The sequence below is a fragment of the Streptomyces sp. NBC_00306 genome, from assembly GCF_036169555.1.
Classification (GTDB): domain Bacteria; phylum Actinomycetota; class Actinomycetes; order Streptomycetales; family Streptomycetaceae; genus Streptomyces; species Streptomyces achmelvichensis.
In genome coordinates, this window is record NZ_CP108032.1 from 426,037 (window position 1) to 447,925 (window position 21,889).

19 protein-coding genes are annotated in these 21,889 nt (G+C 71.7%); 10 read left to right on the top strand and 9 right to left on the bottom strand.

The annotated features are described in order from the left end of the window. Positions 1 to 95: 95 nt before the first annotated feature. Entirely contained in the window at positions 96 to 602 is a 507-nt protein-coding gene (locus OHA05_RS01900) for a mycothiol transferase (RefSeq protein WP_328859572.1), read from the bottom strand. 243 nt (positions 603 to 845) lie between these two features. On the opposite strand from OHA05_RS01900, the gene sigK reads away from it, so the two are divergent. From sigK to OHA05_RS01925, 5 genes are all read left to right on the top strand, one after another. Further along, positions 846 to 1,436, top strand: a complete 591-nt coding sequence (gene sigK / locus OHA05_RS01905) for an ECF RNA polymerase sigma factor SigK (RefSeq protein WP_328859573.1) — start codon at positions 846 to 848, stop codon at positions 1,434 to 1,436. Next, a complete protein-coding gene (locus tag OHA05_RS01910; RefSeq protein ID WP_328859574.1) occupies positions 1,433 to 2,173 on the top strand; it encodes an anti-sigma factor in 741 nt (246 codons plus the stop codon). Before sigK ends, OHA05_RS01910 begins: the two co-directional genes overlap by 4 nt. Positions 2,174 to 2,465: 292 nt before the next feature. Next, the gene (locus OHA05_RS01915; protein ID WP_328859575.1) at positions 2,466 to 3,746 is read left to right on the top strand and encodes a lycopene cyclase family protein; all 1,281 of its coding nucleotides are present in this window, start codon (positions 2,466 to 2,468) and stop codon (positions 3,744 to 3,746) included. 12 nt (positions 3,747 to 3,758) lie between these two features. Then, entirely contained in the window at positions 3,759 to 4,493 is a 735-nt protein-coding gene (locus OHA05_RS01920) for a class I SAM-dependent methyltransferase (RefSeq protein WP_313948196.1), read from the top strand. Between the two features lie 56 nt (positions 4,494 to 4,549). Further along, positions 4,550 to 6,043 carry an FAD-dependent oxidoreductase gene (locus OHA05_RS01925; protein ID WP_328863318.1) on the top strand — a complete coding sequence of 498 codons (1,494 nt, stop codon included), beginning with the start codon at positions 4,550 to 4,552 and terminating at the stop codon, positions 6,041 to 6,043. Positions 6,044 to 6,154: 111 nt separating this feature from the next. Here the strand turns inward: OHA05_RS01925 and OHA05_RS01930 are convergent, their stop codons facing one another. The 8 genes from OHA05_RS01930 to OHA05_RS01965 form a co-directional block, all read right to left on the bottom strand. Continuing rightward, entirely contained in the window at positions 6,155 to 7,180 is a 1,026-nt protein-coding gene (locus OHA05_RS01930; RefSeq protein ID WP_443043612.1) for a DUF5914 domain-containing protein, read from the bottom strand. Next, positions 7,177 to 8,208 carry a phytoene/squalene synthase family protein gene (locus tag OHA05_RS01935; RefSeq protein WP_328859576.1) on the bottom strand — a complete coding sequence of 344 codons (1,032 nt, stop codon included), beginning with the start codon at positions 8,206 to 8,208 and terminating at the stop codon, positions 7,177 to 7,179. Before OHA05_RS01935 ends, OHA05_RS01930 begins: the two co-directional genes overlap by 4 nt. 12 nt (positions 8,209 to 8,220) lie before the next feature. Next, positions 8,221 to 9,768, bottom strand: coding sequence for a phytoene desaturase family protein (crtI, locus tag OHA05_RS01940; RefSeq protein ID WP_328859577.1), 1,548 nt, complete (start codon positions 9,766 to 9,768; stop codon positions 8,221 to 8,223). Beyond that, positions 9,765 to 10,952, bottom strand: a complete 1,188-nt coding sequence (locus tag OHA05_RS01945) for a polyprenyl synthetase family protein (RefSeq protein ID WP_328859578.1) — start codon at positions 10,950 to 10,952, stop codon at positions 9,765 to 9,767. Before OHA05_RS01945 ends, crtI begins: the two co-directional genes overlap by 4 nt. A gap of 183 nt (positions 10,953 to 11,135) precedes the next feature. Continuing rightward, positions 11,136 to 13,082: a glycogen debranching N-terminal domain-containing protein gene (locus tag OHA05_RS01950; protein ID WP_328859579.1), complete on the bottom strand. Its 1,947-nt coding sequence runs from the start codon at positions 13,080 to 13,082 to the stop codon at positions 11,136 to 11,138. Then, positions 13,079 to 14,440, bottom strand: a complete 1,362-nt coding sequence (locus OHA05_RS01955) for an MGH1-like glycoside hydrolase domain-containing protein (RefSeq protein WP_328859580.1) — start codon at positions 14,438 to 14,440, stop codon at positions 13,079 to 13,081. Before OHA05_RS01955 ends, OHA05_RS01950 begins: the two co-directional genes overlap by 4 nt. Beyond that, the gene (locus OHA05_RS01960; RefSeq protein ID WP_328859581.1) at positions 14,437 to 15,237 is read right to left on the bottom strand and encodes a sugar phosphate isomerase/epimerase family protein; all 801 of its coding nucleotides are present in this window, start codon (positions 15,235 to 15,237) and stop codon (positions 14,437 to 14,439) included. Before OHA05_RS01960 ends, OHA05_RS01955 begins: the two co-directional genes overlap by 4 nt. Positions 15,238 to 15,251: 14 nt before the next feature. Further along, positions 15,252 to 16,298, bottom strand: a complete 1,047-nt coding sequence (locus tag OHA05_RS01965; protein WP_313948188.1) for a zinc-dependent alcohol dehydrogenase — start codon at positions 16,296 to 16,298, stop codon at positions 15,252 to 15,254. Between the two features lie 124 nt (positions 16,299 to 16,422). Here OHA05_RS01965 and OHA05_RS01970 point away from each other — a divergent pair, with 124 nt between their 5' ends. The 5 genes from OHA05_RS01970 to OHA05_RS01990 are packed head-to-tail and all read left to right on the top strand — an operon-like array spanning position 16,423 to position 21,859. Next, positions 16,423 to 17,826 carry an ABC transporter substrate-binding protein gene (locus OHA05_RS01970; protein WP_313948187.1) on the top strand — a complete coding sequence of 468 codons (1,404 nt, stop codon included), beginning with the start codon at positions 16,423 to 16,425 and terminating at the stop codon, positions 17,824 to 17,826. 31 nt (positions 17,827 to 17,857) lie between these two features. After that, positions 17,858 to 18,832 carry a carbohydrate ABC transporter permease gene (locus OHA05_RS01975; RefSeq protein WP_313948186.1) on the top strand — a complete coding sequence of 325 codons (975 nt, stop codon included), beginning with the start codon at positions 17,858 to 17,860 and terminating at the stop codon, positions 18,830 to 18,832. Then, entirely contained in the window at positions 18,829 to 19,695 is an 867-nt protein-coding gene (locus OHA05_RS01980; protein ID WP_313948185.1) for a carbohydrate ABC transporter permease, read from the top strand. Before OHA05_RS01975 ends, OHA05_RS01980 begins: the two co-directional genes overlap by 4 nt. Before the next feature lie 12 nt (positions 19,696 to 19,707). After that, positions 19,708 to 20,907, top strand: coding sequence for an ROK family transcriptional regulator (locus OHA05_RS01985; protein WP_313948184.1), 1,200 nt, complete (start codon positions 19,708 to 19,710; stop codon positions 20,905 to 20,907). Positions 20,908 to 20,950: 43 nt separating this feature from the next. Then, entirely contained in the window at positions 20,951 to 21,859 is a 909-nt protein-coding gene (locus tag OHA05_RS01990) for a Gfo/Idh/MocA family protein (protein ID WP_328859582.1), read from the top strand. The last annotated feature ends 30 nt before the right edge of the window (positions 21,860 to 21,889 follow it).

Genomic DNA, 21,889 nt, shown 5'->3' on the forward strand with positions numbered 1-21,889 from the left:
CTACGCCCCTCCGTCGCCGCCGGTGTCCCCGACCGTGTGTCCGGGGCGACGGCGGCCATGCCGAACGGGCGGGCCGGTGCCGGGTATGACGGGGCTCAGCGCCGTCGGACTACGCCCCGCACGAAAGCGGCCTGGCCCGCGTGCTGAAGGTCGTCGGCGATGACGCTGACCAGGCGGACCCCCAGCGTGACCGGCGGGTTCCAGGCCTCGTCCACCACGCGGTCGAACGCCTCGTCGTCGAGCCCCTTGACGTAGGCCAGCGTCTGCTCGACGACGGCGTCGTGGTACCCGAGCAGCAGGTCGGGAGAGTCCACGCGGACGGCCGCCACCTGCTTGCTGCTGTGGCCGTACCCTGTCGCGCCCGGGCCGAAGGGCAGCTCGAACCGGTCCGCCCATCCCGTGTGCCACACCTGTTCGAGGCCGGCGGCTTCGGCGACATGGTCGTCCTGAACGCGTGTCAGGTGCCACACCAGCCAGGCGATGGAATTCGCATCCTGGTCGATCCGTGCGTTGAGCTGCTCGGCGGACAGACCGTCCACCGCTCCGTGCACCGTCTCCTGGATCCGTCCGAAGGCGTCCACCAGCGCGTCGACACTGTTCATGTCCTGCTCCCCGGCCGCGTCCGCCCCGGCGGGGCCCGCCGGGGACAGCACCAATCTACGTTTCGGGCCGGGTCGGCGCGAAAGGCCCGGTGCGGGGGCTCTGCCCGCTCGTGACCGCGGGGCCGGGCCGGGCGTGACATGCGGTGGACGCCGAGCGATGTTGAGATGGATGAGTGGCTCCGCACGTGCGCGACCAGCCGTCACGCGCGCGCAGGGCCCCTGACCCGGCAGCGAGGGATCCTGGTGCCTTCCGTCAGTCATGGACCCGAGATCGGACCTCCGCACAGCGAGGACGACCTGGACAAACTGCTGCTCAGGACCGCGCAGGGCGACGAGGACGCCTTCACGGGTGTGTACGACGCGGCCAGCGGCCCTGTCCTGGGGCTGGTGCGCCGCATTCTGCGCGACACGGCGCAGTCCGAGGAAGTGGCCCAGGACGTATTGGTCGAGGTGTGGGTCACGGCGGGTCGCTTCCGGCCCGAGGAGGGCAGCGCAAAGACATGGATCATGACACTCGCCCATCACCGGGCGGTGGACCGGATCCGGTCCGCCGAGGCCAGGAGCGAGCGCGAGCAGAAGGCCGCGCTGCTGGAGCGGACCCGGCCGTTCGACGAGGTGACCGAGCGTGTCGAGACACAGCTGGAGTGGCAGCAGGTCCGCCGGTGCGTAGGCCTGCTCACGGACATGCAACGACAGGCGGTGACACTCGCCTACTACCAGGGACTGACCCACAAGGAAGTGGCGGAAGCGCTGTCCCTCCCGCTGGGCACCGTCAAGACACGTCTCCGCGACGGGCTGATCCGCCTCCGGGACTGCCTCGGGGTGTCGAGATGACCGGCGCTGATCTGCACATGGCTTCCGGTGCCTACGTCGTGCACGCGCTTTCCCCCGACGAGCGCAGGGCTTTCGAGGCCCATGTGGCGGCCTGCGAGGCGTGCCGGGAGGAGGTCGCCGAACTGAAGGCGACGGCGGCACGCCTCGGGTCGGCGCTGGCCGTCACCCCTCCGGCCGAGATGCTTGAGCGGGTCATGCGCCGGGTGGCAGGCACCCGTCAGGAGGGCCTGCTCCCCCCGGTCTTGCGCGTCAGGCGGACCGTGCAGGTGTCCCGGCTCGTTCTCGCGGCGTGCCTGGCACTCGCTGTGGCAGGCGGCGGGATCGCCCTGTGGCAGTACCAGGAGGCCGAGGACGCCAGGGCGTCGGTCAGCCGGACCGAGCAGCGGGAAGCGGGCGTGGCGGATGTGCTCGCGGCACCCGACGTCAGACTCCAGACGCGGGAATGGGACGACGGGTCCACGGGAACGGTCGCGTACGCACCCAGCAAGGACCGCGCGGCTCTGATCGTGGCGGGTCTGTCCGAGCTGCCCGCCAGCAAGGTGTACGAGGCATGGTTCGCCGGTACGGGAGCCACGAGGTCGGCCGGGCTGATCGGCGGTACCGAGGGGCAGCAACTGGTGCTGCTCGACGGGCCGGTGGCCGGGGCGACGGCCGTGGCGATCACCGTCGAGCCGGCCGGCGGCTCTCCGCAGCCCACTTCCGCGCCTCTCGGAGTCATCAAGGTGCCGACAGCCTGATAGGCGGTCCACATGTTCGGGCGGCTGTCCGGAGCCGCTCGGGCACGGACGTCCAAGGCTCGTGCTCAGGCGACTGACCGCGCCAGTCGCCGCCCATGGAGTAGCCCGCACCCGAACGGGTGCATCCAAGAACACCTCCGCGCGGGAATCCCTCTCAAGCGGAGAGGGCGGCATGCGGGGTGTCGTGCGGAATTCGGCGCCACGGTTGCTCTGATGGTCCCGTTGGCCGACACCGCGGGCGGTCGTGCGGGGAGTCGTGCAGGGAGACGTCAGCGAAGGAGCCGGCTTGAGCGTGCGGGAGACGGATGCCGATGTCGTGATCATCGGTGGTGGCGCCTCGGGCCTGTCGCTGGCCCATGCCCTCGCGACCTCGGACGATACGGGTCGCCACACCGGCGGCTCGGACCGGTTGTCCGTCGCGCTCGTCGAGGCACCCGAGGGCCCGTCGCGCCCCGCGGAGCGGACGTGGTGCTTCTGGGAGGAGGCGGCCGGTGAATTCGACGCCGCGGTGACCGCGTCGTGGCGCCGGATCCGCGTGCACGGATCCGACGGGCAGGTGTTCGGCGGCGACCTCGGGCCCCTGCGCTACAAGATGATCCGGTCCGCCGGCTTCGAACGTCTCGTGCACACACGGCTCTCCGAACTGGATCACGTCCGCCTCCTGCGGGCCACCGCACACGAGGTGCGTGCCACTGCGGACGGCACCGAGGTGCGGTGCACCACCGCCGACGGACTGCCGGCGCGCGTGCGGGGCCGCATCGTCTACGACTCCCGGCCTCTTCCCTCGCTGCCGCCGGCACGCACCACCCTGCTCCAGCATTTCCGCGGCTGGTTCGTGCGGACCCGGCAGCCGGTGTTCGACCCCGAGGTCGCCGACCTGATGGACTTCCGCGTGCCCCAGCCACCCCATGGGCTCGCGTTCGGCTATGTGCTGCCGCTCGGACCCCGCGACGCCCTGGTGGAGTACACCCGGTTCTCGCGCGCCCCGCTGTCGCGGGAGTCGTACGACCGGGCTCTGCGGCACTACACGGCCGACGTGCTCGAGCTCGGCGAGTTGGAGATCAGGGACGCCGAACAAGGGGTGATTCCGATGACCGACGCCCACTTCCCCCGACGGGCCGGGGCCGGTGTCTTCCGTATCGGAGCCGCCTCCGGCGCCACCCGGCCGGCGACCGGTTACACCTTCTCCGCCGCGCGACGGCAGACACGGGGCATCGCGGCCGCGCTGCGCGCGGGACGGGGAGACGCCGTGCCCGCACCGTGGTCCCGCAGGGCGATGGCCATGGACGCGGTGATGCTCCGAGCCCTCGACACCGGCCGTGTGGAGGGACCGCAGTTCTTCTCCACGCTCTTTCGCCGCACACCACCGGAACGGCTGCTGCGCTTCCTCGACGGCCGTACCGGCCTCTTCGAGGATCTCCGGATCGGCTTCGCCGTACCCATGTGGCCCATGCTGCGCACCGCACTGGAGCTGCCGTTCCTCCCCCGCCGGCCCGCCGGCGCCTCCCGGACGGCCGTCGCTCAGGCACCGGTCACCGGCGTGCTTCTCCCCCATGACCCTCCTCCCCCGTGAAATGAGCAGCTGATGACCCTTCTGCGGGACCGGGATCTCACCCGGGCCTTCGACCATGCCGCGGCCGGCTACGACCGCCTCGTCTCGATGAACCCGGGCTACCACGCCGACCTCAGGCGCTCCGCACGCCGCCTGCGCCTGCCCGACCGCGGCGAGGGCCTGCGGGTGCTCGACATCGGCTGCGGCACCGGCGCGTCGACCGCGGCGCTCCTTCGGGTGGCGCCGGGGGCCGAGATCACGGCCGTCGACGCCTCCGCGGGGATGCTGGAACGAGCGGCCGCGAAGTCGTGGGCCGGGCACGTGCGATGGGTGCACGCACCGGTGGAAGAGGTCGCGCGTGCGGGAGTCCAGGGGCCGTTCGACGCCGTCTTCGCGGCCTACCTCTTCCGCAACGTGGCGCGCCCGGACGCCGTACTGGACAGGGTGCACGCCCTGCTGAGGCCGGGCGGACGGCTGGCGGTGCACGAATACAGCCTCAGCGGCTCCCCGGTGCACCACGCCCTGTGGTCGGCGGTGTGCCGCGGCGTCATCGTTCCCGCGGGCACCCTCATGGGCGACCGCGATCTCTACCGCTACCTGTGGCGGAGCGTGCTCGCCTTCGACCGGGCACCGGAGTTCGTCGACCGGCTGGTCCGCGGGGGCTTCCACGAGGCGCGGGCCCTCCCGATGCCGGGCTGGCAGACCGGGATCCTCCAGACGTTCCTCGCCCGGCGGGGCGCACCGGGTGAGCGGCGGTCCACGTCGTGAGCGCGGCGGACGTCCGTCCCGCCCGCCGGGGCAGGGACCGCAGGGCGCACATCCTCATGCCCGCCCGGGGCCGGGAGCGATGCGCGGGGGACGCGCCACGCACGGCGGTGGTCGGGGGTGGCATCGCGGGCCTCGCGGCCGCGACCGCTCTCGCCGAGCGCGGGGTGCGGGTGACCCTGTTCGAGCGGGAGGCCGTTCTGGGCGGACGGCTCGCGGGGTGGCCGGTGGAACTGGCCGACGGGTCCACGGCGACGATGAGCCGCGGCTTCCATGCCTTCTTCCGTCAGTACTACAACCTGCGCGGACTGTTGCGGCGTGCGGACCCCGGGCTCTCGGAACTCACGCCCCTGCCGGACTATCCGCTGCGCCACCGCAGCGGGACCACCGACAGCTTCGCGCGGGTGCCCCGCACCCCGCCGTGGAGCGCACTGGGTTTCGTCGCCCTGAGTCCGACCTTCGGCTGGCGGGATCTGGCCGGCATGGACCCGGTCGCGGCCCTGCCCCTGCTGGATGTGCGGGTTCCGGAGGTCTATGAGCGCTACGACGACGTCAGCGCATCGGACTTCCTCGGCTCCATCCGGTTCCCCGAGGCCGCGCGCCATCTGGCGTTCGAGGTCTTCTCACGGAGTTTCTTCGCCGATCCCCGCGAACTCTCCGCGGCGGAGCTGCTGGTGATGTTCCACATCTACTTCCTCGGATCCGCGGAGGGGTTGCTCTTCGACGTCCCCCGGGAACCGTTCCCGCAGGCGCTGTGGAACCCCCTGGAGCGCTATCTGCGGAGTCTCGGGGCCGAGGTCCGGACGGGCACGGCCGTGACGTCGCTGCGACCGGACACCGGTGACACCTTCCTCCTCGACACCGACGGGCCCGTCGAACGGTACGACGCCGTCGTCCTCGCGCTGGACGTGCGCGGTCTGCGGACGGTCGTCTCCGACTCGCCGCACCTGGGCGACGCCGTCTGGCGCGAGAACGTCGAACGGCTGCGCTGTGCCCCGCCGTTCGTGGTCTCGCGCCTCTGGCTCGACCGGCCCGTCGCCGCGGACCGTCCGGGGTTCCTGGGCACCAGCGGCTTCGGCGGGCTCGACAACGTGAGTGTGCTCGACCGCTGGGAGGGGGAAGCCGCCCGCTGGGCCGGGCGCACCGGCGGCAGCGTGGTGGAGTTGCACGGATATGCCGTCGACGAGGGGACGGACCGGCTGCGGATGCAGGAGCGGTTGGTCGGCCAGCTGCACGAGGTCTACCCGGAGACGCGCGAGGCCGAGGTCGTCGACGCCCGCCACGAGTGGCGCGCGGACTGCCCGATGTTCCCGGTCGGGGGGTATCTCACGCGCCCGGCCGTCCGTACGCCCCATCCCTCCCTGGTGATGGCGGGAGACATCGTGCGTACGGATCTGCCGGTGGCTCTCATGGAACGGGCCGCCACCACCGGCTTCCTCGCGGCCAACGCCCTGTTGGAGCGGTGGGGTGTACGGGGGCATCCGCTGTGGACGGTGCCGCGCGAAGGCCGGTCCCGGACATTGCGCACGCTGGCGTCCCTGAGCCGTTCCTGAGCCGTTCGCCTTCGGGGGGCGACGCCGTCTCCCGTCGTCCGCTCCGAGCCGTACTCCTGACCGCCGCGAGCCACCGGCGGCCAGGAGCCCGTGGGGCCCTGCCTCGCAGGGTCAGCCGGGGAAGCGGCCGGAGCTGCGCAACTGCCGACGCCGCTCCGCGTAGGCGAGATCGTCACGCCACAACCGCCCGGCGGCCCAGCGCATCAGTGGCCGCAGTGCGGGAGCGGCGGCGCGTGCTCCGACGAATCCGGGACGGTCCGAGATGGCGACGACGGCCTCGACCACGGCGGTCCGGGGTACGCCGCGGTCGTCGGTCCCCAGCGGGGTTGCGTGCGTCTCGACGACGGACCCGACTCCCTCGCCGTCGGTGATGTGCATGACGACGGTCCGGGGCTCGGGCGCGGTGAACGCGGCCCGCACCGGCACCACCAGGCGTCCGGCCACCTTGAAGGAGACATCGACGACGAAGGCATCGTCCGTGTCCGCCCCGTCACCCCCCTCCGGCCCCTCCGGGACACTCACCACCGTCAGATCGACGAACGAGTACGGGTGGAACCACGAGCCGTGCCAGGGGTCGAGCCTGTTGGCGACGACGTCCTCGGGCTCGCAGCGCCCCACCGCGGTGAACACCGCGTCCAGCGCGCCCCGTTCCGGCCGCCGCGGCACGACGGGCCGGTCCAGCGGCGTCTCCCCGCCGAGCGCGTCGAGGCGGACCCAGGCCAGCACTCCGTCGTCGTACGCCGGAAACGGCTCCCAGCCGGCGAACGGGCCGCCGTCCAGGGACAGACCGTGCCAGTGGCAGACCACCGTGCCGCAGACGACCCGGCTGTCGCGCAGCGGAGCCCCGAGGTGCGGGCAGGCACCCGGGCCCGCCCGGAGTTCGCCGGTCCCGGAGCGCCACGCGACGATCTCCACGCCGCCCACGGTCCGTCCGAACGGCCGGGGGCCGGAGCCGATGTCGCGCGAAGCACCGATGACGTACCAGTTGCCGGAGGGCCGGGCCGCGGCGCGTTTGAGCGCGCCCGCGATCAGCGCGGGGCGGGCCGCCTGCCAGGTCGGCTGCTGCTTCTCCCACGAGACGCGGGGGCGCATCGTCAGGGGAAGGCACCGGCGCCACCGGCCTGTGCGGTCCTTCATCGGGGACGCTCCTCTCGTCCGGCGTCCGCGCCGGGGCCCGACACCGTGACAGGGGCGCCGGCCCGGGGCCGGACACCCGCGGGTGTCCGGGTGACCCGCGAGCGGGCCCGGGCACCGGCGATCCCGGCCAGGGCGGTCAGTGCCACGGCCGCCCGGCGCCTGCGGGGCACCACGGAGCGGCGGTGCAGCACGCGGTAGTCGTCCTCGGCGATCGCGTCGAGGATTCCGCCGTACAGCGTGAAGGCCGTGCGCATACAGGGGCGTACCCGCCGGTCCAGCATGTCGAGTCCCGGTTCCGCTTCCCGGTAGACGCCGCGGGTGAGCTGCGCGGCCTCCTCGAACGCCGCCCTGATCCGCGGATCCGTGGCCCCGGAGTCCCGGCTCCACTGGAGGAGTTCACGGTCCACGCCGTGCGCGGCGAGCAGATCCTCGGGGAGATACACCCGGCCGCGGTCCAGGTCCTCCCCCACGTCCCGCAGGAAGTTGGTGAGCTGGAAGGCTACGCCGAGGGCGGCCGCGTGCGGCTCCGCCTCCGCGCGCGGTACGACGGTCCCGAGGACGGGCAGCATCTGGAGGCCGATCACGGCCGCCGAGCCGTGCATATAGGCGCGGAGGTCGGCGTAGGTCGGGTAGCGGGTGACATGGAGATCGCTGCGCATGGACGCCATGAAGTCGTGGAAGAGCACGGGGTCAATGGCGTAGCGGCGGGCGGTGTCCGCCACCGCCTGCACCACCGGCTCGTCGCTGCGACCGTCTCTCAGCCCGGCGTCCAGCTGCCGGTCCAGACGGGTGAGGGCGCTGTCCCTCTCTTCGGACGTGAGGCCTTCGGCGAGGTCGTCGACGATGTCGTCGGCCCAGCGGGCGAAGCCGTACAGCGCGTGCACGGCACTACGCCGGTCCACCGGCAGGAGCCGGGTGGCCAGGAAGTAGGTCTTGCCGTGCCGGGCGTTGAGGTGGCGGCACCGGGTGTAGGCGGAGCGCAGGCAGGCGTCGGTGATGCCTGCCGCGTCGAGTTCACGTGCGGTCATCGGCTGTGCCTTTCACCGGCTGGGCAGGGAGATGTCGGAGGTGTACGGGGAGACGCGGGTGACTCGCCGCGGCGCGCGGCCCTGTCCGGTGATACGGGCGGCGGCGAGCTTGCCGGAGATGAGGACGGTGGGGACGCCGACGCCCGGTGTCGTGCCACAGCCGGCGAGTACGGCGTTGTCGATGCCGCGGACGAGGTTCCGCGGCCGGAACGGGCCGGTCTGGGCGAAGGTGTGGGCCGCGGAGAAGGGCGTGCCGGCCGCGTGACCCTGCTCGGTCCAGTCGACCGGGGTGACCAGGCGTTCGTGTTCGACCGAGTCGCCGAATCCGTGCAGCCCGCGTCGCTCCAGCTCGGCGACCAGGCTGTCGCGGTAGCGGGGGGCTAGGTCGTGCCATTCCCGGACGCCCGGTCCCGTCCGGGTGTTGGGGCAGGGAGCGAGCACGTAATGCAGGTGCTTCCCCTCGGGGGCGAGCAGCGGATCGTGTGCCGTCGGCCGGGTGATCAGCAGGGAGGGGTCCGTCATCAGACGGCCGGTGCGGGTGATCTCGTCGAAGGTGCGCTCCCATGCGCCTCCGAACGACAGGGTGTGGTGGCCCAGTTGGGGCCAGGTGCGGTCGGTGCCGGCGTGCAGGACGACGGCGGACGGCGAGTGCCGCAGGGTCACGGCCCGCTGTGGCTCACGGCCGAGCAGCCGGTAGGTGACGGGCAGGTCGGGGGTGAGGACGACGGCGTCGCAGGCGAGCTGTTCGCCGGTGGAGAGCGCGACGGTGCGGATACGCCCGCCGGACCGGTGCAGGGCGGTCACCTCGGTGCCGTACCGGAACTCCGCCCCCGCGTCGCGTGCGCTGTCGGCCATGGCGCGCGGAAGGGCGTGCATCCCGCCCCGGGGGAAGTAGACCCCCGCCACGGTGTCCATGTAGGCGATCACGGCGTACGCGGCGAGGGCGCGGGCCGGCGGCACGCCCGCGTACAGGGCCTGGAAGGAGAACACCCGGCGCAGGCGCGGGTCGGAGATGAAACGGCCGATCCGGGCGTCCAGGCGTCCGAAGCCGCCCAGTGCGCAGAGCCGGGCCAGGTCGGGATGGAGCAGTTGCAGGGGCGAGTCGAAGTTGGTGTCGATGAAGCGGCGCATCTGGGCCCGGTAGAGGTCCTGGAGCCAGTGCCGCAAGCGCCGGTAGCCTGCCGCTTCGCCCGGCCCGGCGAAGCGGCGGACCTCCTCCTCCATCGCCTCGGCGCCGGTGTGCACGTCGAGCGCGGAGCCGTCGGCGAACTGCGCCCGGTAGGCGGGATGCAGCTCGATCAGCTCGACCCGACGGGCGAGCGAGTCCCCCACGGCGGCGAAGGCCTCGTCGGCGAGGTGCGGCATGGTGAGCACGGTCGGGCCGGTGTCGATCGCATAGCCGCCCATGTCGGCCCGTCCCGCCCTGCCGCCCGGCTCGGGCGCCCGTTCCACCACCGTCACGCTGCGGCCCGCGCCGAGCAGATGCAGCGCCGCCGCCAGCCCCGCCAGACCGGCTCCGACGACGACCACATGGTCCGTGGGCCCGGGTACGGTCCTCATGCCCGCTCTCCGGTCCGGTTGGGCTGTACGCCGGCGGCCCTGCCGACGAGGCCGGTGAGTTCGCCGACGATGTGCGGCTCGCTGTCCAGGGACTCGAGGTGGCGGACACTCAGCTCCACCAGGCGGTGGATCTTCTCCTCGACGACGGCGGGGGCGCCGGTCGACTCGATGGCCTGCCGCAGCCGGTCCACCGCGTCGTCGGTGAGTGACCGCCCCTCGCCCCTGGGGTTCAGCGCGTCGGCGACGTCCTTGCGGCCGCCGGTGGCGGCCAGATGCACGGCCACGGCGCGGAGGTAGGTGGCCTTCCCCTCGCGCAGGTCGTCACCCGAGGGTTTGCCGGTGCTCGCGGGGTCACCGAAGGCGCCGATGAGGTCGTCCCGGAGCTGGAAGGCGATGCCCGCGCAGCGCCCGGCGGACCGCAACGCGTCGGTGGTGCGGTCGTCGGCCCCTGCCAGGGCGGCGCCGAGCGCCAGCGGACGCTCGACCGTGTAGAGCGCGCTCTTGAGACCCGCGATGCGTACGGCTTCGACCACCGAGGAGGATCCGGTGGCCTGGGCGTGCATGTCGAGGTACTGGCCGGCGACGAGCTCCGTGCGCATCGCCTGCCACTCCCGGTGGACGCGCGGCCCCTGAGGGGACATCAGCGCGGTGGAGGTCATCAGATCGTCGGCCCACGACAGCGCCAGGTCTCCGGCGAGGATCGCGGCGGCGGTCCCGAAGGCGGCGCTCGATCCGCGCATTCCCTTCGTGGTGTGTGCCTGGGCGAAGGCGGCGTGCACGGCGGGTGCTCCACGGCGCACGGGTGACTCGTCCATGACGTCGTCATGGACGAGGGCACACCCCTGGATCAGTTCGATGGCGGCTCCGAGCCGCAGTGCCGCCTCCGCCTCCTCGCCGTCGGTGGTGCCTCCGGAGGCACGCCAGCCCCACCACAGGAAGCCCGCCCGCAATCGTTTGCCACCTCGTATGACGAACTGGGCGAGCTGTTCGGCGACATCGGCGGCGAATCGTGCGTCGACCCGGGAGGCCTCGTGCACACGCTCGCGTACGTACCGGCCGAGGACCTGCTCGACGGCGGCGGTGACGTCCCGGTCGACGTGCGGGCCCGCTGTCGGTGGGGTGCCGGTCTGCGGGCGGCCGGTGAGGATGCCCGTGCCGTTCTGCATCACCTGCGTACCGAGCATGCACGCCGCCTTCGTTCAACGGGGAGGTGTCACCGGACATCCACTCTTCGGTCGACAGACCGGGTTCGGATGCGGTGATCTCTGCCCGTTCGGCGGAGAAATCGTGGGGTGTTCGCCCCTTTGGCGGCGTGGAAACACGTCTGCCGGAGCCCGGTGGGGCTCCGGCAGACGCGGGGCGGAAGGTCAGGTTTCCGCCCGTGCTCCCGCCGCCGTGAGCAGGGCGAGGGGGGTCGCCGCCGCCCACGCCTGGGGGGAGCACGCATGGGGGTAGGGGACGGGTCCCTCGTCCTCCTGCCGGGTGTGGCCGGCGATCACTTCCGGCAGCCGGTCGCCGTGGCGGGCCGCGGCCTCGACGAGCGCGGCGGTCACGGCTGCGGCTTCGGCGTGCAGGCCGTGCCGCGCCAGGCCGAGGGTGATCACGGCGTTGTCGTGCGGCCAGATGCTGCCGCGGTGGTAGGACAGCGGGTGGTGCGGGGCCTGGCCCGCGGCGAGCGTACGGATGCCCCAGCCGGTGAAGAAGTCGGGCTCCAGCAGCCGTCGGCCGACGGCTTGTGCGTGGACGTCGTCGAGGATGCCGGACCACAGCAGATGGCCGGCGTCCGAGGCGAGGGCGTCGACCTGGCGTCCCGAGCCGTCGAGGGCGAGGGCGTAGAAGGTCTGCTCCGGCATCCAGAAGTCGGCGTGGAAACGCTCGCGCAGGGCCTTGGCGTGGGCGTCGAGCTCGTCCGCCCACGCGGGGTCGTCCCAGACGGTGCGGGCCAGCTGTGCCGATCGGCGCAGGGCGTCGTAGGCGTAGCCCTGTGCCTCGGCGACGGCGATGCTGCCCGTCGCCTGGGTGCCGTCGGTGAAGCAGACCGCTCCCTCGGAGTCCTTCCAGTTCTGGTTGAGCAGACCGTGGGTGTCGGCCTCGTAGGTGAGGTAGCCGCGCTCGTCGAGGCCGCCGTCGGCGAACATCCAGCCGACCGCCGCGCGGGCGTGGGGCTCCAGCTGCCGGGCGAGGGAGGGGTCACCGGTCTGTTCGGCGTGGGCGCCGAGCAGGGTGAGGAACAGGGGGGTGCTGTCCACCGATCCGTAGTACCGGCCGTAGGGCACCTGCCGGAAGTGGGCCAGTTCGCCGAGGCGGATCTCGTGCACGATCTTCCCTGGCTGGGCGATGCGTGCCGGGTCGTACTCGATCGCCTGGGTGGCCGCGAGAGCGCGCAGGGTGGCCTCCGCCAGCTCCGGCCGGTAGGGCAGCGCGAAGTGCGAGGTCAGCAACGAGTCGCGGCCGAAGAGGGTGAGGAACCACGGCACGCCGGCGCCGGGTACCAGGAGGTCTTCGCCGTCCGGCCCGACGGCCGGGACGCGCAGCCGGGCGAGGTCGCGCAGGCCCTGCTCGCAGGCACGGACGAGGTCGTCGGAGACGTCCCGTACCGGGAGCGGGGACTCGTCGGTGAACTCGTCCCTCTCACGCCGGATCAGCGCGAGGACCGAGCGGACGTCCGGCGGCCCGGCGGGACGCGGGTCGGCACCGCCGGCAAGGGCGGTGACCTTGACGGTGATCTCCGCCGTGCCGTGCGGAGAGAGCCGGACGCGCCAGGCAAGGGTTCTGAGCGTGCCCCGGGATGCCGGGGTCACGGCGGGCTCCGGTTCGGCGGTGACCGTGGTGTCCGCCTGCCACTCCTCGCGGTGGTACGCGAAGCGGGTGCCGTCCGCCGAGTCCGAGACGGTGATGTGGGCGCCGGCCTTGTCGTAGATCCGGCGGTCGCTGCGCAGTTCGAACTGGTCGGCGAAGTCCGCGTCGGCATCGATGGCGACGATGACCGTGATCTCGCGCGCGGTGTTGTTGCTGAGCCGCAGGTTCTCGGTCAACCGGCCGTGGAACAGGGCCTGTCGGCGGTGCAGCGTCCATGGCGACGGTTCGTCGCGGGTTGCTGCCGCGGTGAGCACGGCGGCTGCTCCCCCGTCGCCGTACGCCGGCACGAGGACGGTCGGCTCGGTGCCGTCCACCGTGAGGCGCCAGTGGCTGAGATGGCGGGCGTCGCGGACGAACAGTCCGTCGGGTGAGGTGCCGCGGGTACCGGAGATGTCCCCGCCGCCGCTGAGGGCGGCGAACGTGCCGGCGTGCACGAGCAGCTGAGGTGCCGTCATCGTGTCCCTCCCCCACAGTCGACGTCGGCCAGCAGGTCGAGGACGACGGCGGCGGTCCAGCTGAAGTCGGTGGTCCCCCGGGCCTGGCCGGTGTACGGGTCGACGTACTCGGCGAAGCCGGAGTCCGCACCGGCCGTGAGGACGGCCTGCCGCAGGGTGTCGGCGCAGTCCGCGGTGCCGTAGTGACGGAGTCCGCGTTCCAGCACCCAGTTGATGTTGAACCAGGCGGGTCCGCGCCAGTAGCGCGAGGGGTCGAAGGCGTGGCCGCGCAGGTCGTAGCTGGGGGTGAGGGCGGTGGTCGAGCCCAGTCCGAAGTGCTCACCGGCCGCGGTACGCAGCAGGGCCCGGGCGATGTCGTCGGGGAGGCCGGGAACGGCGAGCGGCAGAAGGCCCGTGACGCTCTTCTCCTCGATGGCCCTCCCGGCCCGTACGTCGTGGCAGAGGAAGAGACCCGCGTCGTCGTCCCACAGCCGCTCCACCAGGGCGTCGGTGAGCCGGCGGGCCCGGGCCCGGTGGGACTCGGCGTCGTGTCCGAGAGCCTGGGCGATGTCGGCGAGTGCGTACTCGGACAGGATCAGCAGGGCGTTGAACCCGGGGTCCTCGACGACGAAGGAGTGCTCGGTGCCGGCGTCGCGGTAGCCGTGGTCGCGGTAGTCGCCGGCCAGACGGACATAACGTCCGTAGTCCAGGTCCGTGGGCCGGTCGGCGGCGTCGCCGTGGGTGAGGTCGGCGCGGCGGAACGAGGCGGCGGGGGCGGGCTCGACGCGTGCGAGGGGCTCGTCCCAGCAGGGGCTGTTGTCCATGCCCGGCTCCCACGGGTGCAGGACGGCCGCCAGTCCCCGGCCACCGAAGTCGCGGTGGTGGGTGAGGTAGTGGTGCCAGGCGACGAGCCGTGGGTAGAGCCGTTCGAGGAAGCCGCGCCGCCGGGAGGTCTCGGGGTCGCTCTCGTGGACGAGCGCGGCCGCGAGCGCGTGGACGGGCGGCTGGACGATCCCGGAGGTCTCGATGCCGGCCGGTGCGCCCGCGGCCCTGCCCGCCGACGTCGACTGCCAGAAGTCGGGGCTCGGGAAGTAGGCGTCGAGCGGCACCGCCGGGTTGAACACGATGTGGGGAATGCGTCCGTCGGCCCACTGCCCGCCGAGCAGGGTCTCCAGTTCGCGCTGTGCGCGGCGCGGTGAGAGATGGCGCAGCCCGATGGCGATGAAGGCGGAGTCCCAGCTCCACTGGTGCGGATAGAGGGTGTGGGACGGCACGGTGGACGCGCCGGTCCAGTTGGTCAGCAGTACCCGGGCGGCCTCCCGCTGCACGCTGCGGTGGTCGCGGACGGCGCTCGGGGCGTCGGCGAGGGCGATCGTCATGCTCCCGACCTGCGCAGGAAGCCGGGAATGGAACGGACCGCGGCGACCGGGTCGCCGGTGAGACGGCATTCGGCGGCGAGGTACCCGTCGTAGCCGATGGCGTGCAGCGCGGAGAGCCAGGCCGGCCAGTCGAGGTGTCCGGCGCCGGGCTGGAACCGGTTGGAGTCGCTGACCTGGGCGTGTCCGATGTACGGGGCGGCCGCGAGGATCGAGGCGGCGGGGTCGGCCTCCTCGATGTTCATGTGGTAGCTGTCGATGCCGATCCTCACCGAGTCCAGGCCGACGGCGCGGATCAGTTCCACGGCCTGGTCGAGGCGGTTGACCATGTGGTCCTCGTACCGGTTGAGAGGTTCGAGGTAGAGGGTCACACCTTCGCGCCGGGCGTGCTCGCCCAGTTCGGTGAGGCCCTCGAGCAGGACGGCGCGCTCCTCGTCCTCGCCGCGGGGCGGCTCGAAGGGAGGCAGCCGGCGGGAGAACATGCCGTACGAGGCGGGCGTCTGGGCACCGGTGCCGCCCAGTTCGCCGATGACGGACAGCTGGGACTTCATCTGGTCGATCGCGTCGCGGCGCAGGTCCGCGTCGAACGCCCCGAAGAAGTGCAGCATGTCGACGCACACCGTGGGCATGACGACGCCGTCCTTGAGGGCGGCGCGCAGTTCGGGGAGCCGGCCCTCGAAGTGGCGGTCCCCCTTGCCGCGCAGCTCGATCGCGTCGTAGCCCGCGGCCTGGGCGAAGTCCCACTTCTCCTGGAGGGTGTCGCCGGGCAGCAGTTGTTCCTGGCAAGCGGTCTTGAGCATGGGTGGATGGCCTTTCAGAATGCCAGGACGACCTGGAGCGCTTCGGCGGGTCGCTCGTCGAGCAGGTGGTAGGCGTCGGCGGCTTCCTCGACGGGCACGACATGGCTGACGAGGGACCGGACGTCGACCTGCCCGGAGGCGACCAGGGCGAGGAAGGTCTGCTGCAGGCGCTCGACGCTCCAGCGGGCGGACAACTGCGGTGGTACGCCGCCGATCTGGGAGCAGATCAGCTGGACGCGGTTGTGGTGGAACTCGTCGCCGAGCCTCAGTCCCACGCCGTCTCCCTGGTAGAAGCCGGAGGCGACGACCCGGCCGTCGACGGCGACGGACCGCAGGGCCTCGTGGAGGGCGGGGTAGACGCCGCTGATCTCGATCGCGGTGTCGGCGCCACGGCCGCCGGTGGCTTCGCGGATGCGCTCGGCGACGGCATCGGTACGGGCGTTGAGCGTGTGGACCGCTCCGTACTCCTTGGCGGTGGCGAGCCGGCTGTCGAGGGCGTCGACCGCGGTGACGCGTGCGCCGTTCAGATGCGCGAGGCGGGTGGCGAGGAGTCCGATGACGCCCTGGCCGAAGACGGCGACGTCCTCGCCGAGGTGGATGTCGCTGGAGAGGACCGCGTTGTAGGCGATGGCACCGACGCGGGCGAACGCGCCGGCCAGGGGGTCCAGCCCGTCGGGCAGGGTGTGGCCGCGCATGCGCTCTGCGGGGACGATGCCTTCGCTGCGGTGGCCCCAGATGCCCCAGACCAGGTCACCGACGACGGGCAGGCCGGGAGTGCCGACGAGCTCGGGCGAGACCTCGGTGACCTCGCCGACCTCGGAGTAGCCCCAGCCCGCGACGGGGTATTCGATCCCGGCCGCTCCGTCGCGGAAGAGGCGCGCCTCGGGGTCCCAGGTGCGGGTGAGGTAGGGGTTCGTGCCCCGGTAGGCCGTGAGCTCGGTGCCGGCCGAGATGCCGGAGTAGCGGGTGCGGACCCGTAGATGGCCGGGGGGCAGCGCGGCACCGGCGTGCTCGGCGACGTCGACCTGGCGAGGGCCGGTGAACTGGACAACACGTTCCACGAGGGGCTCCGAGGGGTTGGACTCTCCACTTAGGTCGAAGATATCCCAGGCTTATGTCTTGTCAACACGCAAAAGTGATGCTGAGATGCTTCCGAACTCGACATAAGCACGGTGAGGACATCACATGCTCAAGTGGATCCGTCGGTCAAAGGCGACGGCGGCGGGCCTGGCCGCGATCGTGGGCCTCGGCGGCCTCGCCGGCTGCGCCGACCCCGGCGACGCGGCCCGGCCGGACAACAGGATCACCGTGTGGTCCCAGGAGAACCTTCCTCCGCGGATGGCGGCGACCAACAAGATCATCGACCGGTTCGAGAAGCAGACCGGGATCAAGGTCGACCTCGTCGGCGTGGACGAGGGCCAGCTGCCGCAGCTGATCATGTCGGCGGCCGCCGCCGGCAAGCTGCCCGATGTCATCGGCGCGGTCCCCATGGGCCAGGTCTGGCAGATGTACAGCAACAAACTGCTGAACACGCAGGTCAGCCGCGAGATCGTCGACAGCCTCGGTACGAAGACGTTCAATGCGAACGCCCTGCGGCTCACCTCGGAGGGCAACACGCAGCTGGCCGTCCCCTCCGACGCCTGGCTGCAGCTCCTCGTCTACCGCAAGGACCTGCTCGCCCAGGCCGGACTGCCGGTCCCCGACACGTACGACAAGCTGCTCCAGGCCGCCAAGGGACTCGACACGAAGGGCCGCGACGGGATCTCGGTCGCCACCGACCCGGGCGATGTCTTCACCCAGCAGAGCTTCGAGAACCTCGCCCTCGCCAACGGCTGCCGTCTCGTCGACGAGCAGGGAGAGGTGCGGCTGGACTCACCGGCCTGCAAGACCTCCTTCGATCTGTACGACAAGCTCGGCCGCACCTACGGAGCCCCCGGCACCCAGTCCGTCGACTCCACCCGGGCCAGCTACTTCTCGGGCACCTCGTCGATGATCGTCTGGTCCTCCTTCCTCCTCGACGAGCTGGCGGGACTGCGCGACGACGCACTGCCCAGCTGCTCCGCGTGCAAGAAGGACAAGGACTTCCTCTCGGACAACAGCGGCATCGTCACGGCGCTCAAGGGGCCCGACGGCGCCGAGCCCGCCCAGTTCGGCGAGGTCACGTCCTGGGCGGTCACCCGGACCGCGGAGACGGCTGCCTCCAAGAAGTTCGTCGAGTACATGATGAACAGCGGCTACGAGGACTGGATCGGCATGGCGCCCGAGGGCAAGATCCCCGTCCGCCCGGGCACCGCCGACGACCCGGACCGCTACGAGCGCGCCTGGCGTGCGAGCGAGGTCGGCGTCGACACCCGCAAGCCCATGAACGAGGTGTACTCCGCGGCGCTGCTGGACCAACTGACCCAGGGCGTCGGCGACATGAAGCGCTGGGGCATCACCGAGGGCCAGGGCGCCCTGGTCGGCGCCACCAACGGCGAACTGCCCGTTCCCAAGGCGCTCGGCGCCATGACGAGCGGCCAGATCTCGCCGGGCGAGGCCGCCCGCGAGGCGGACGAAGAAGTCTCCGCCCTGCAGAAGTCCCTCCAGTAACCGCGGCCCCGCCGCCCCGTCGAGGATTGCCATGACCACTGCACCACCCGGCGCACCGAAGCGCCGCCATCTGACCTCCGGACAACGCCAGAACCGGGCCGGACTGGCCTTCGTCACCCCGACCTTCCTGGTCGTCCTGGTCGTCGTCATCATCCCGATCCTGTGGACCGTCCTGCTGGCCTTCCAGAACGCCAGGCTCGTCGACATCCAGAGCATGAGCCTGTTCGGCAACTGGACCCTGGACAACTTCAGCAAGATCTTCGGCTCCGCCGGATTCTGGACCAGCCTCAGCACCACACTGATCTACACCGTGGGAGCCACCGCCGGATCCGTGCTGCTCGGCCTGATCGCGGCGCTGGCCCTGCGCAAGCCCTTCCGCGGGCGAGGTGTGCTGCGCGGCTCGATGCTGCTGCCGTACGTCGCACCCGTCGTCGCCGTCGCCTTCGCCTGGGAGGTGGCGCTCAGCCCCCAGTACGGCATCGTCAACGAGTGGGGCTCGAAGCTCCTCGGCTGGGACGACCCGATCGCGTTCCTGTCCACCCGCTCGTACGAGCTGAACGTCCTCGGCGCGCACTTCGACATCCCCCTCGCGCTGCTGACCGTCATCGTCTTCGAGATATGGCGCTACTTCCCCTTCGCCTTCCTGTTCCTCCTGGCCAGGCTGCAAGCCGTCCCGGAGAGCCTGGAGGAAGCCGCCCGGGTGGACGGCGCCACCCCGACGCAGCGGTTCCGCCACATACTTCTGCCGCAGCTGATGCCCGTCATGGCACTGCTGTGCGTCCTGCGCTTCATCATGACGTTCAACAAGTTCGACGACGTCTATCTGCTCACCGGCGGCGGCTCCGGCACCGATGTCGTGGCCGTGCGTGTCTACGACTTCCTCACCGCCCGCTACGACGTCGGCGCGGCAGCTGCTCAGGCCCTGGTCCTGGCCGGCGTGCTGGTCGTCCTGCTCGGCATCTACTTCATGTTCTTCGCCAAGAGGGTCCAGGAGGAGGGGTCATGACCCGTACCCAGTTCGAGGAGAGACTGTTCGGAGTGCTGCGGTGGGTGACCATCGCCTTCCTGGCCGTCATCACCATCGTGCCCTTCTACTACATGCTCCTGCTGTCGGTGAAGCCGATCGACGCGCTGCTGCTGGATCCCGGCTCGCTGTGGGTTTCGGCGACGGACTTCACGCTCGACACCTACCGCGCGGTGCTGCGGCCGACCTCGGAGGGCGGCCAGGGATTCCTGCGCCTGCTGGGGAACTCGGCGGCGGTCTCCCTCGGAACGGTGCTGCTCACCCTCGCCGCCGCCGTGCCCGGCGCGTATGCGATCAGCCGGCTGAAGTTCTTCGGCAGCCGGCAGGTGGGCGCGATCTTCCTCGCCGTCTACCTCTTCCCGGCGACCCTGCTGGCCGTCCCGCTCTTCGTGATGTTCGCCAAGGTCGGGCTGTCCGGGAGCCTGCTGGGTCTCGCCATCGTCTACATCGCCCAGACGGTGCCCGTGTCGATCTACATGATGAAGAACTACTTCGTCACCATCCCGTACAGCATCGAGGAGGCGGCGGCGCTCGACGGCTGCACCCGCTTCCAGGCACTGCGCAAGGTGATCCTTCCGCTGGCGCTGCCGTCGCTGATGGCGACCGGGCTGTATGTCTTCATGATCGCGTGGAACGAGTTCCTCTTCGCGCTCCTCTTCCTGGCGGCGGACCCCGACGCCTGGACGGTTTCCCTCGGCCTGCAGCAGCTCGCCAACGGAATCGAGGTCCCGAAGACCGTCCTCATGGCAGGCTCCGTCGTGTTGACCATTCCCGTGGTGCTGTTGTTCTTCGCCGCGGAACGTTTGCTGACCGAGGGTCTGACCAGCGGCGCGGACAAGAGCTAGGAGTCGAGAACCATGCCGGCGAACCAGGCGAGTGCAGGCCATCTGCTGCAACTGATCCGCAGCGGACAGGCCACCACACGGGGCGAGCTCCAACTCGCCACGGGGCTCTCCCGATCCACCGTGGGCCACCGCCTCGACCAGCTCTTCGACGCGGGCTGGCTGTCCCACACCACAGGGACCTCGACCGGCGGACGCCCTTCGGTGCGCCTGGAGTTCGACTCCACGCACGCCGTGGTGCTCGCCGTCGACCTGGAGACCCGGCACGGTCGGGCCGCCGTCATCGACCTCTCGGGGCGGATCCTGGCCGAGCACACCGCACAACTGCTCATCGCCGACGGCCCCGACCTGGTCCTGGACACCGTCGCCTCCTGGTTCCCGGACCTGCTCACGCAGGCGGCCGTCGACGCGAGTGCGGTGTGCGGGATCGGGCTGTCGGTACCCGGTCCGGTCGACTGGGACACGGGGCGGGTCGTGCAGCCCCCGATCATGCCGGGATGGGACGAGTACCCGATCCGGTCACGGATGCAGGAGGCGTACGCCCGGCAGGTGAATGCGGCGGCACCCGTCCCGGTCCTCGTCGACAACGACGCCAACCTCATGGCGTACGCCGAGCAGCGCCACCACTACCCGGACTGCTCGGCGTTCGTCCTCGTCAAGGTCTCCACCGGTATCGGTGCCGGAGTCGTCGTCGGCGGTGAGCCCTACCGGGGCATCGACGGCGGCGCGGGCGACATCGGCCACATCCGGCTGCACGACCGCTCCGACGCGCTGTGCATGTGCGGTTCCTACGGCTGCCTCGCCGCCGTGGCCAGCGGCCGGGCCATCGCCGGGCAACTGGCCGCGGCGGGTGTCCCCACCTCCTCCGGCTCCGACGTGCGCACCCATCTCGCCGCCGGGCAGCCCGATGCCGTACGGCTGGCGCGTGAGGCGGGACAGCGCGTCGGCGAGGTGCTGGTGACCGTCGTGACCCTCCTCAACCCGGGCGTCCTCGTGCTCGCCGGCGACCTGGCCAGTACCCCGTTCCTCACCGGCGTCCGGGAACTCCTCTACCAGCGGGCCATGCCCCGCACCACCGCCCACCTCAACGTGGTCACCTCCCGCCTCGGCGAATACGCCGCCCTCAGCGGAGCCGCCGCGATGGTGGTGGAGCACCTCTACGCCCCCGAACTGGCCGACGCCCGCCTCCAGGCGGCGACCGGCTCGCCCTCCTGACCGTCTCCCCCACGCGTTTCGCGCTTTCCTCCCAGGAGCACCCGTGCAGCACGCCTCACCTTCGGACGACTCCCTCCCGGCCCCCGTGCGGGTCGGACTGGTCGGCGCCGGGCCCTGGGCCAGGGCGATGCATGCCCGGATGCTCGCCGCCGGCCCCGAGACGACGCTGCAAGCTGTCTGGGCACGGCGCCCGGAGGCGGCTCAGGAGACGGCGGCTCCCTTCGGCGCCAAGGTCGCCGCGTCCTTCGACGAACTGCTGGAGCAGTGCGAGGCGGTCGCCTTCGCCGTGCCCCCGGCGGTGCAGGCGGAACTCGCCGTACGGGCCGCGAAGGCGGGCCGGCCGATGCTGCTGGAGAAGCCGCTCGGCCCGGACCTCGCAGCCGCCCGCAGGGTCGCCGACGCCGTCGCCGAGCACCAGGTCGTGACCCAGCTCGTCCTGACCAAGCGCTACCACCCCCGCACCCGGGACTTCCTCGCCCGCGCGGCAGGTCTGACGGTGAGCGGAGCACGGTCCTGCTATCTCCACGGAGCCTTCCTCGGCGGAGACTTCGCCACCTCCTGGCGCCTCGAACACGGCGCCCTGCTGGACCTCGGCCCGCATCTGCTCGACCTGCTCGACGTCGCCGTCGGCCCCATCACCTCGATCCGCAGCACCGGTGACCCCCGCCGCTGGATCGAGCTGACCTGCGAGCACGCCGACGGAGCCGTCAGCCAGGCATCGCTGTCCGGGTCGGTGAAACTGGAACGGGCCCGGACGCGGATCGAGTTGTTCGGACCGGGCGACGAACTCGTCTACGACACCGCGGACATGGACCACGACGAGTGCTGGCCGGTGCTGCGCCGCGAATTCGCGGCCGCGGTCCGCTCCGGTATTGATCACCCCTTGAACGCGGCGCGCGGCCTGCGGCTGCAGGAACTGCTGGCGATGGCCGAGGGAGTATCGGCCCGGTAGGACGGTGAGACCGGGGAGAGCAGGGCCCGC

Excerpts from the sequence above, each read along its gene's own strand:
- OHA05_RS01900 (WP_328859572.1), bottom strand. The coding sequence starts at position 602 with ATGAACAGTGTCGACGCGCTGGTGGACGCCTTCGGACGGATCCAGGAG.
- OHA05_RS01910 (WP_328859574.1), top strand. The coding sequence starts at position 1,433 with ATGACCGGCGCTGATCTGCACATGGCTTCCGGTGCCTACGTCGTGCAC.
- OHA05_RS01920 (WP_313948196.1), top strand. The coding sequence starts at position 3,759 with ATGACCCTTCTGCGGGACCGGGATCTCACCCGGGCCTTCGACCATGCC.
- OHA05_RS01925 (WP_328863318.1), top strand. The coding sequence starts at position 4,550 with ATGCCCGCCCGGGGCCGGGAGCGATGCGCGGGGGACGCGCCACGCACG.
- OHA05_RS01930 (WP_443043612.1), bottom strand. The coding sequence starts at position 7,180 with ATGAAGGACCGCACAGGCCGGTGGCGCCGGTGCCTTCCCCTGACGATG.
- OHA05_RS01935 (WP_328859576.1), bottom strand. The coding sequence starts at position 8,208 with ATGACCGCACGTGAACTCGACGCGGCAGGCATCACCGACGCCTGCCTG.
- crtI (WP_328859577.1), bottom strand. The coding sequence starts at position 9,768 with ATGAGGACCGTACCCGGGCCCACGGACCATGTGGTCGTCGTCGGAGCC.
- OHA05_RS01945 (WP_328859578.1), bottom strand. The coding sequence starts at position 10,952 with ATGCTCGGTACGCAGGTGATGCAGAACGGCACGGGCATCCTCACCGGC.
- OHA05_RS01950 (WP_328859579.1), bottom strand. The coding sequence starts at position 13,082 with ATGACGGCACCTCAGCTGCTCGTGCACGCCGGCACGTTCGCCGCCCTC.
- OHA05_RS01955 (WP_328859580.1), bottom strand. The coding sequence starts at position 14,440 with ATGACGATCGCCCTCGCCGACGCCCCGAGCGCCGTCCGCGACCACCGC.
- OHA05_RS01960 (WP_328859581.1), bottom strand. The coding sequence starts at position 15,237 with ATGCTCAAGACCGCTTGCCAGGAACAACTGCTGCCCGGCGACACCCTC.
- OHA05_RS01970 (WP_313948187.1), top strand. The coding sequence starts at position 16,423 with ATGCTCAAGTGGATCCGTCGGTCAAAGGCGACGGCGGCGGGCCTGGCC.
- OHA05_RS01975 (WP_313948186.1), top strand. The coding sequence starts at position 17,858 with ATGACCACTGCACCACCCGGCGCACCGAAGCGCCGCCATCTGACCTCC.
- OHA05_RS01980 (WP_313948185.1), top strand. The coding sequence starts at position 18,829 with ATGACCCGTACCCAGTTCGAGGAGAGACTGTTCGGAGTGCTGCGGTGG.
- OHA05_RS01985 (WP_313948184.1), top strand. The coding sequence starts at position 19,708 with ATGCCGGCGAACCAGGCGAGTGCAGGCCATCTGCTGCAACTGATCCGC.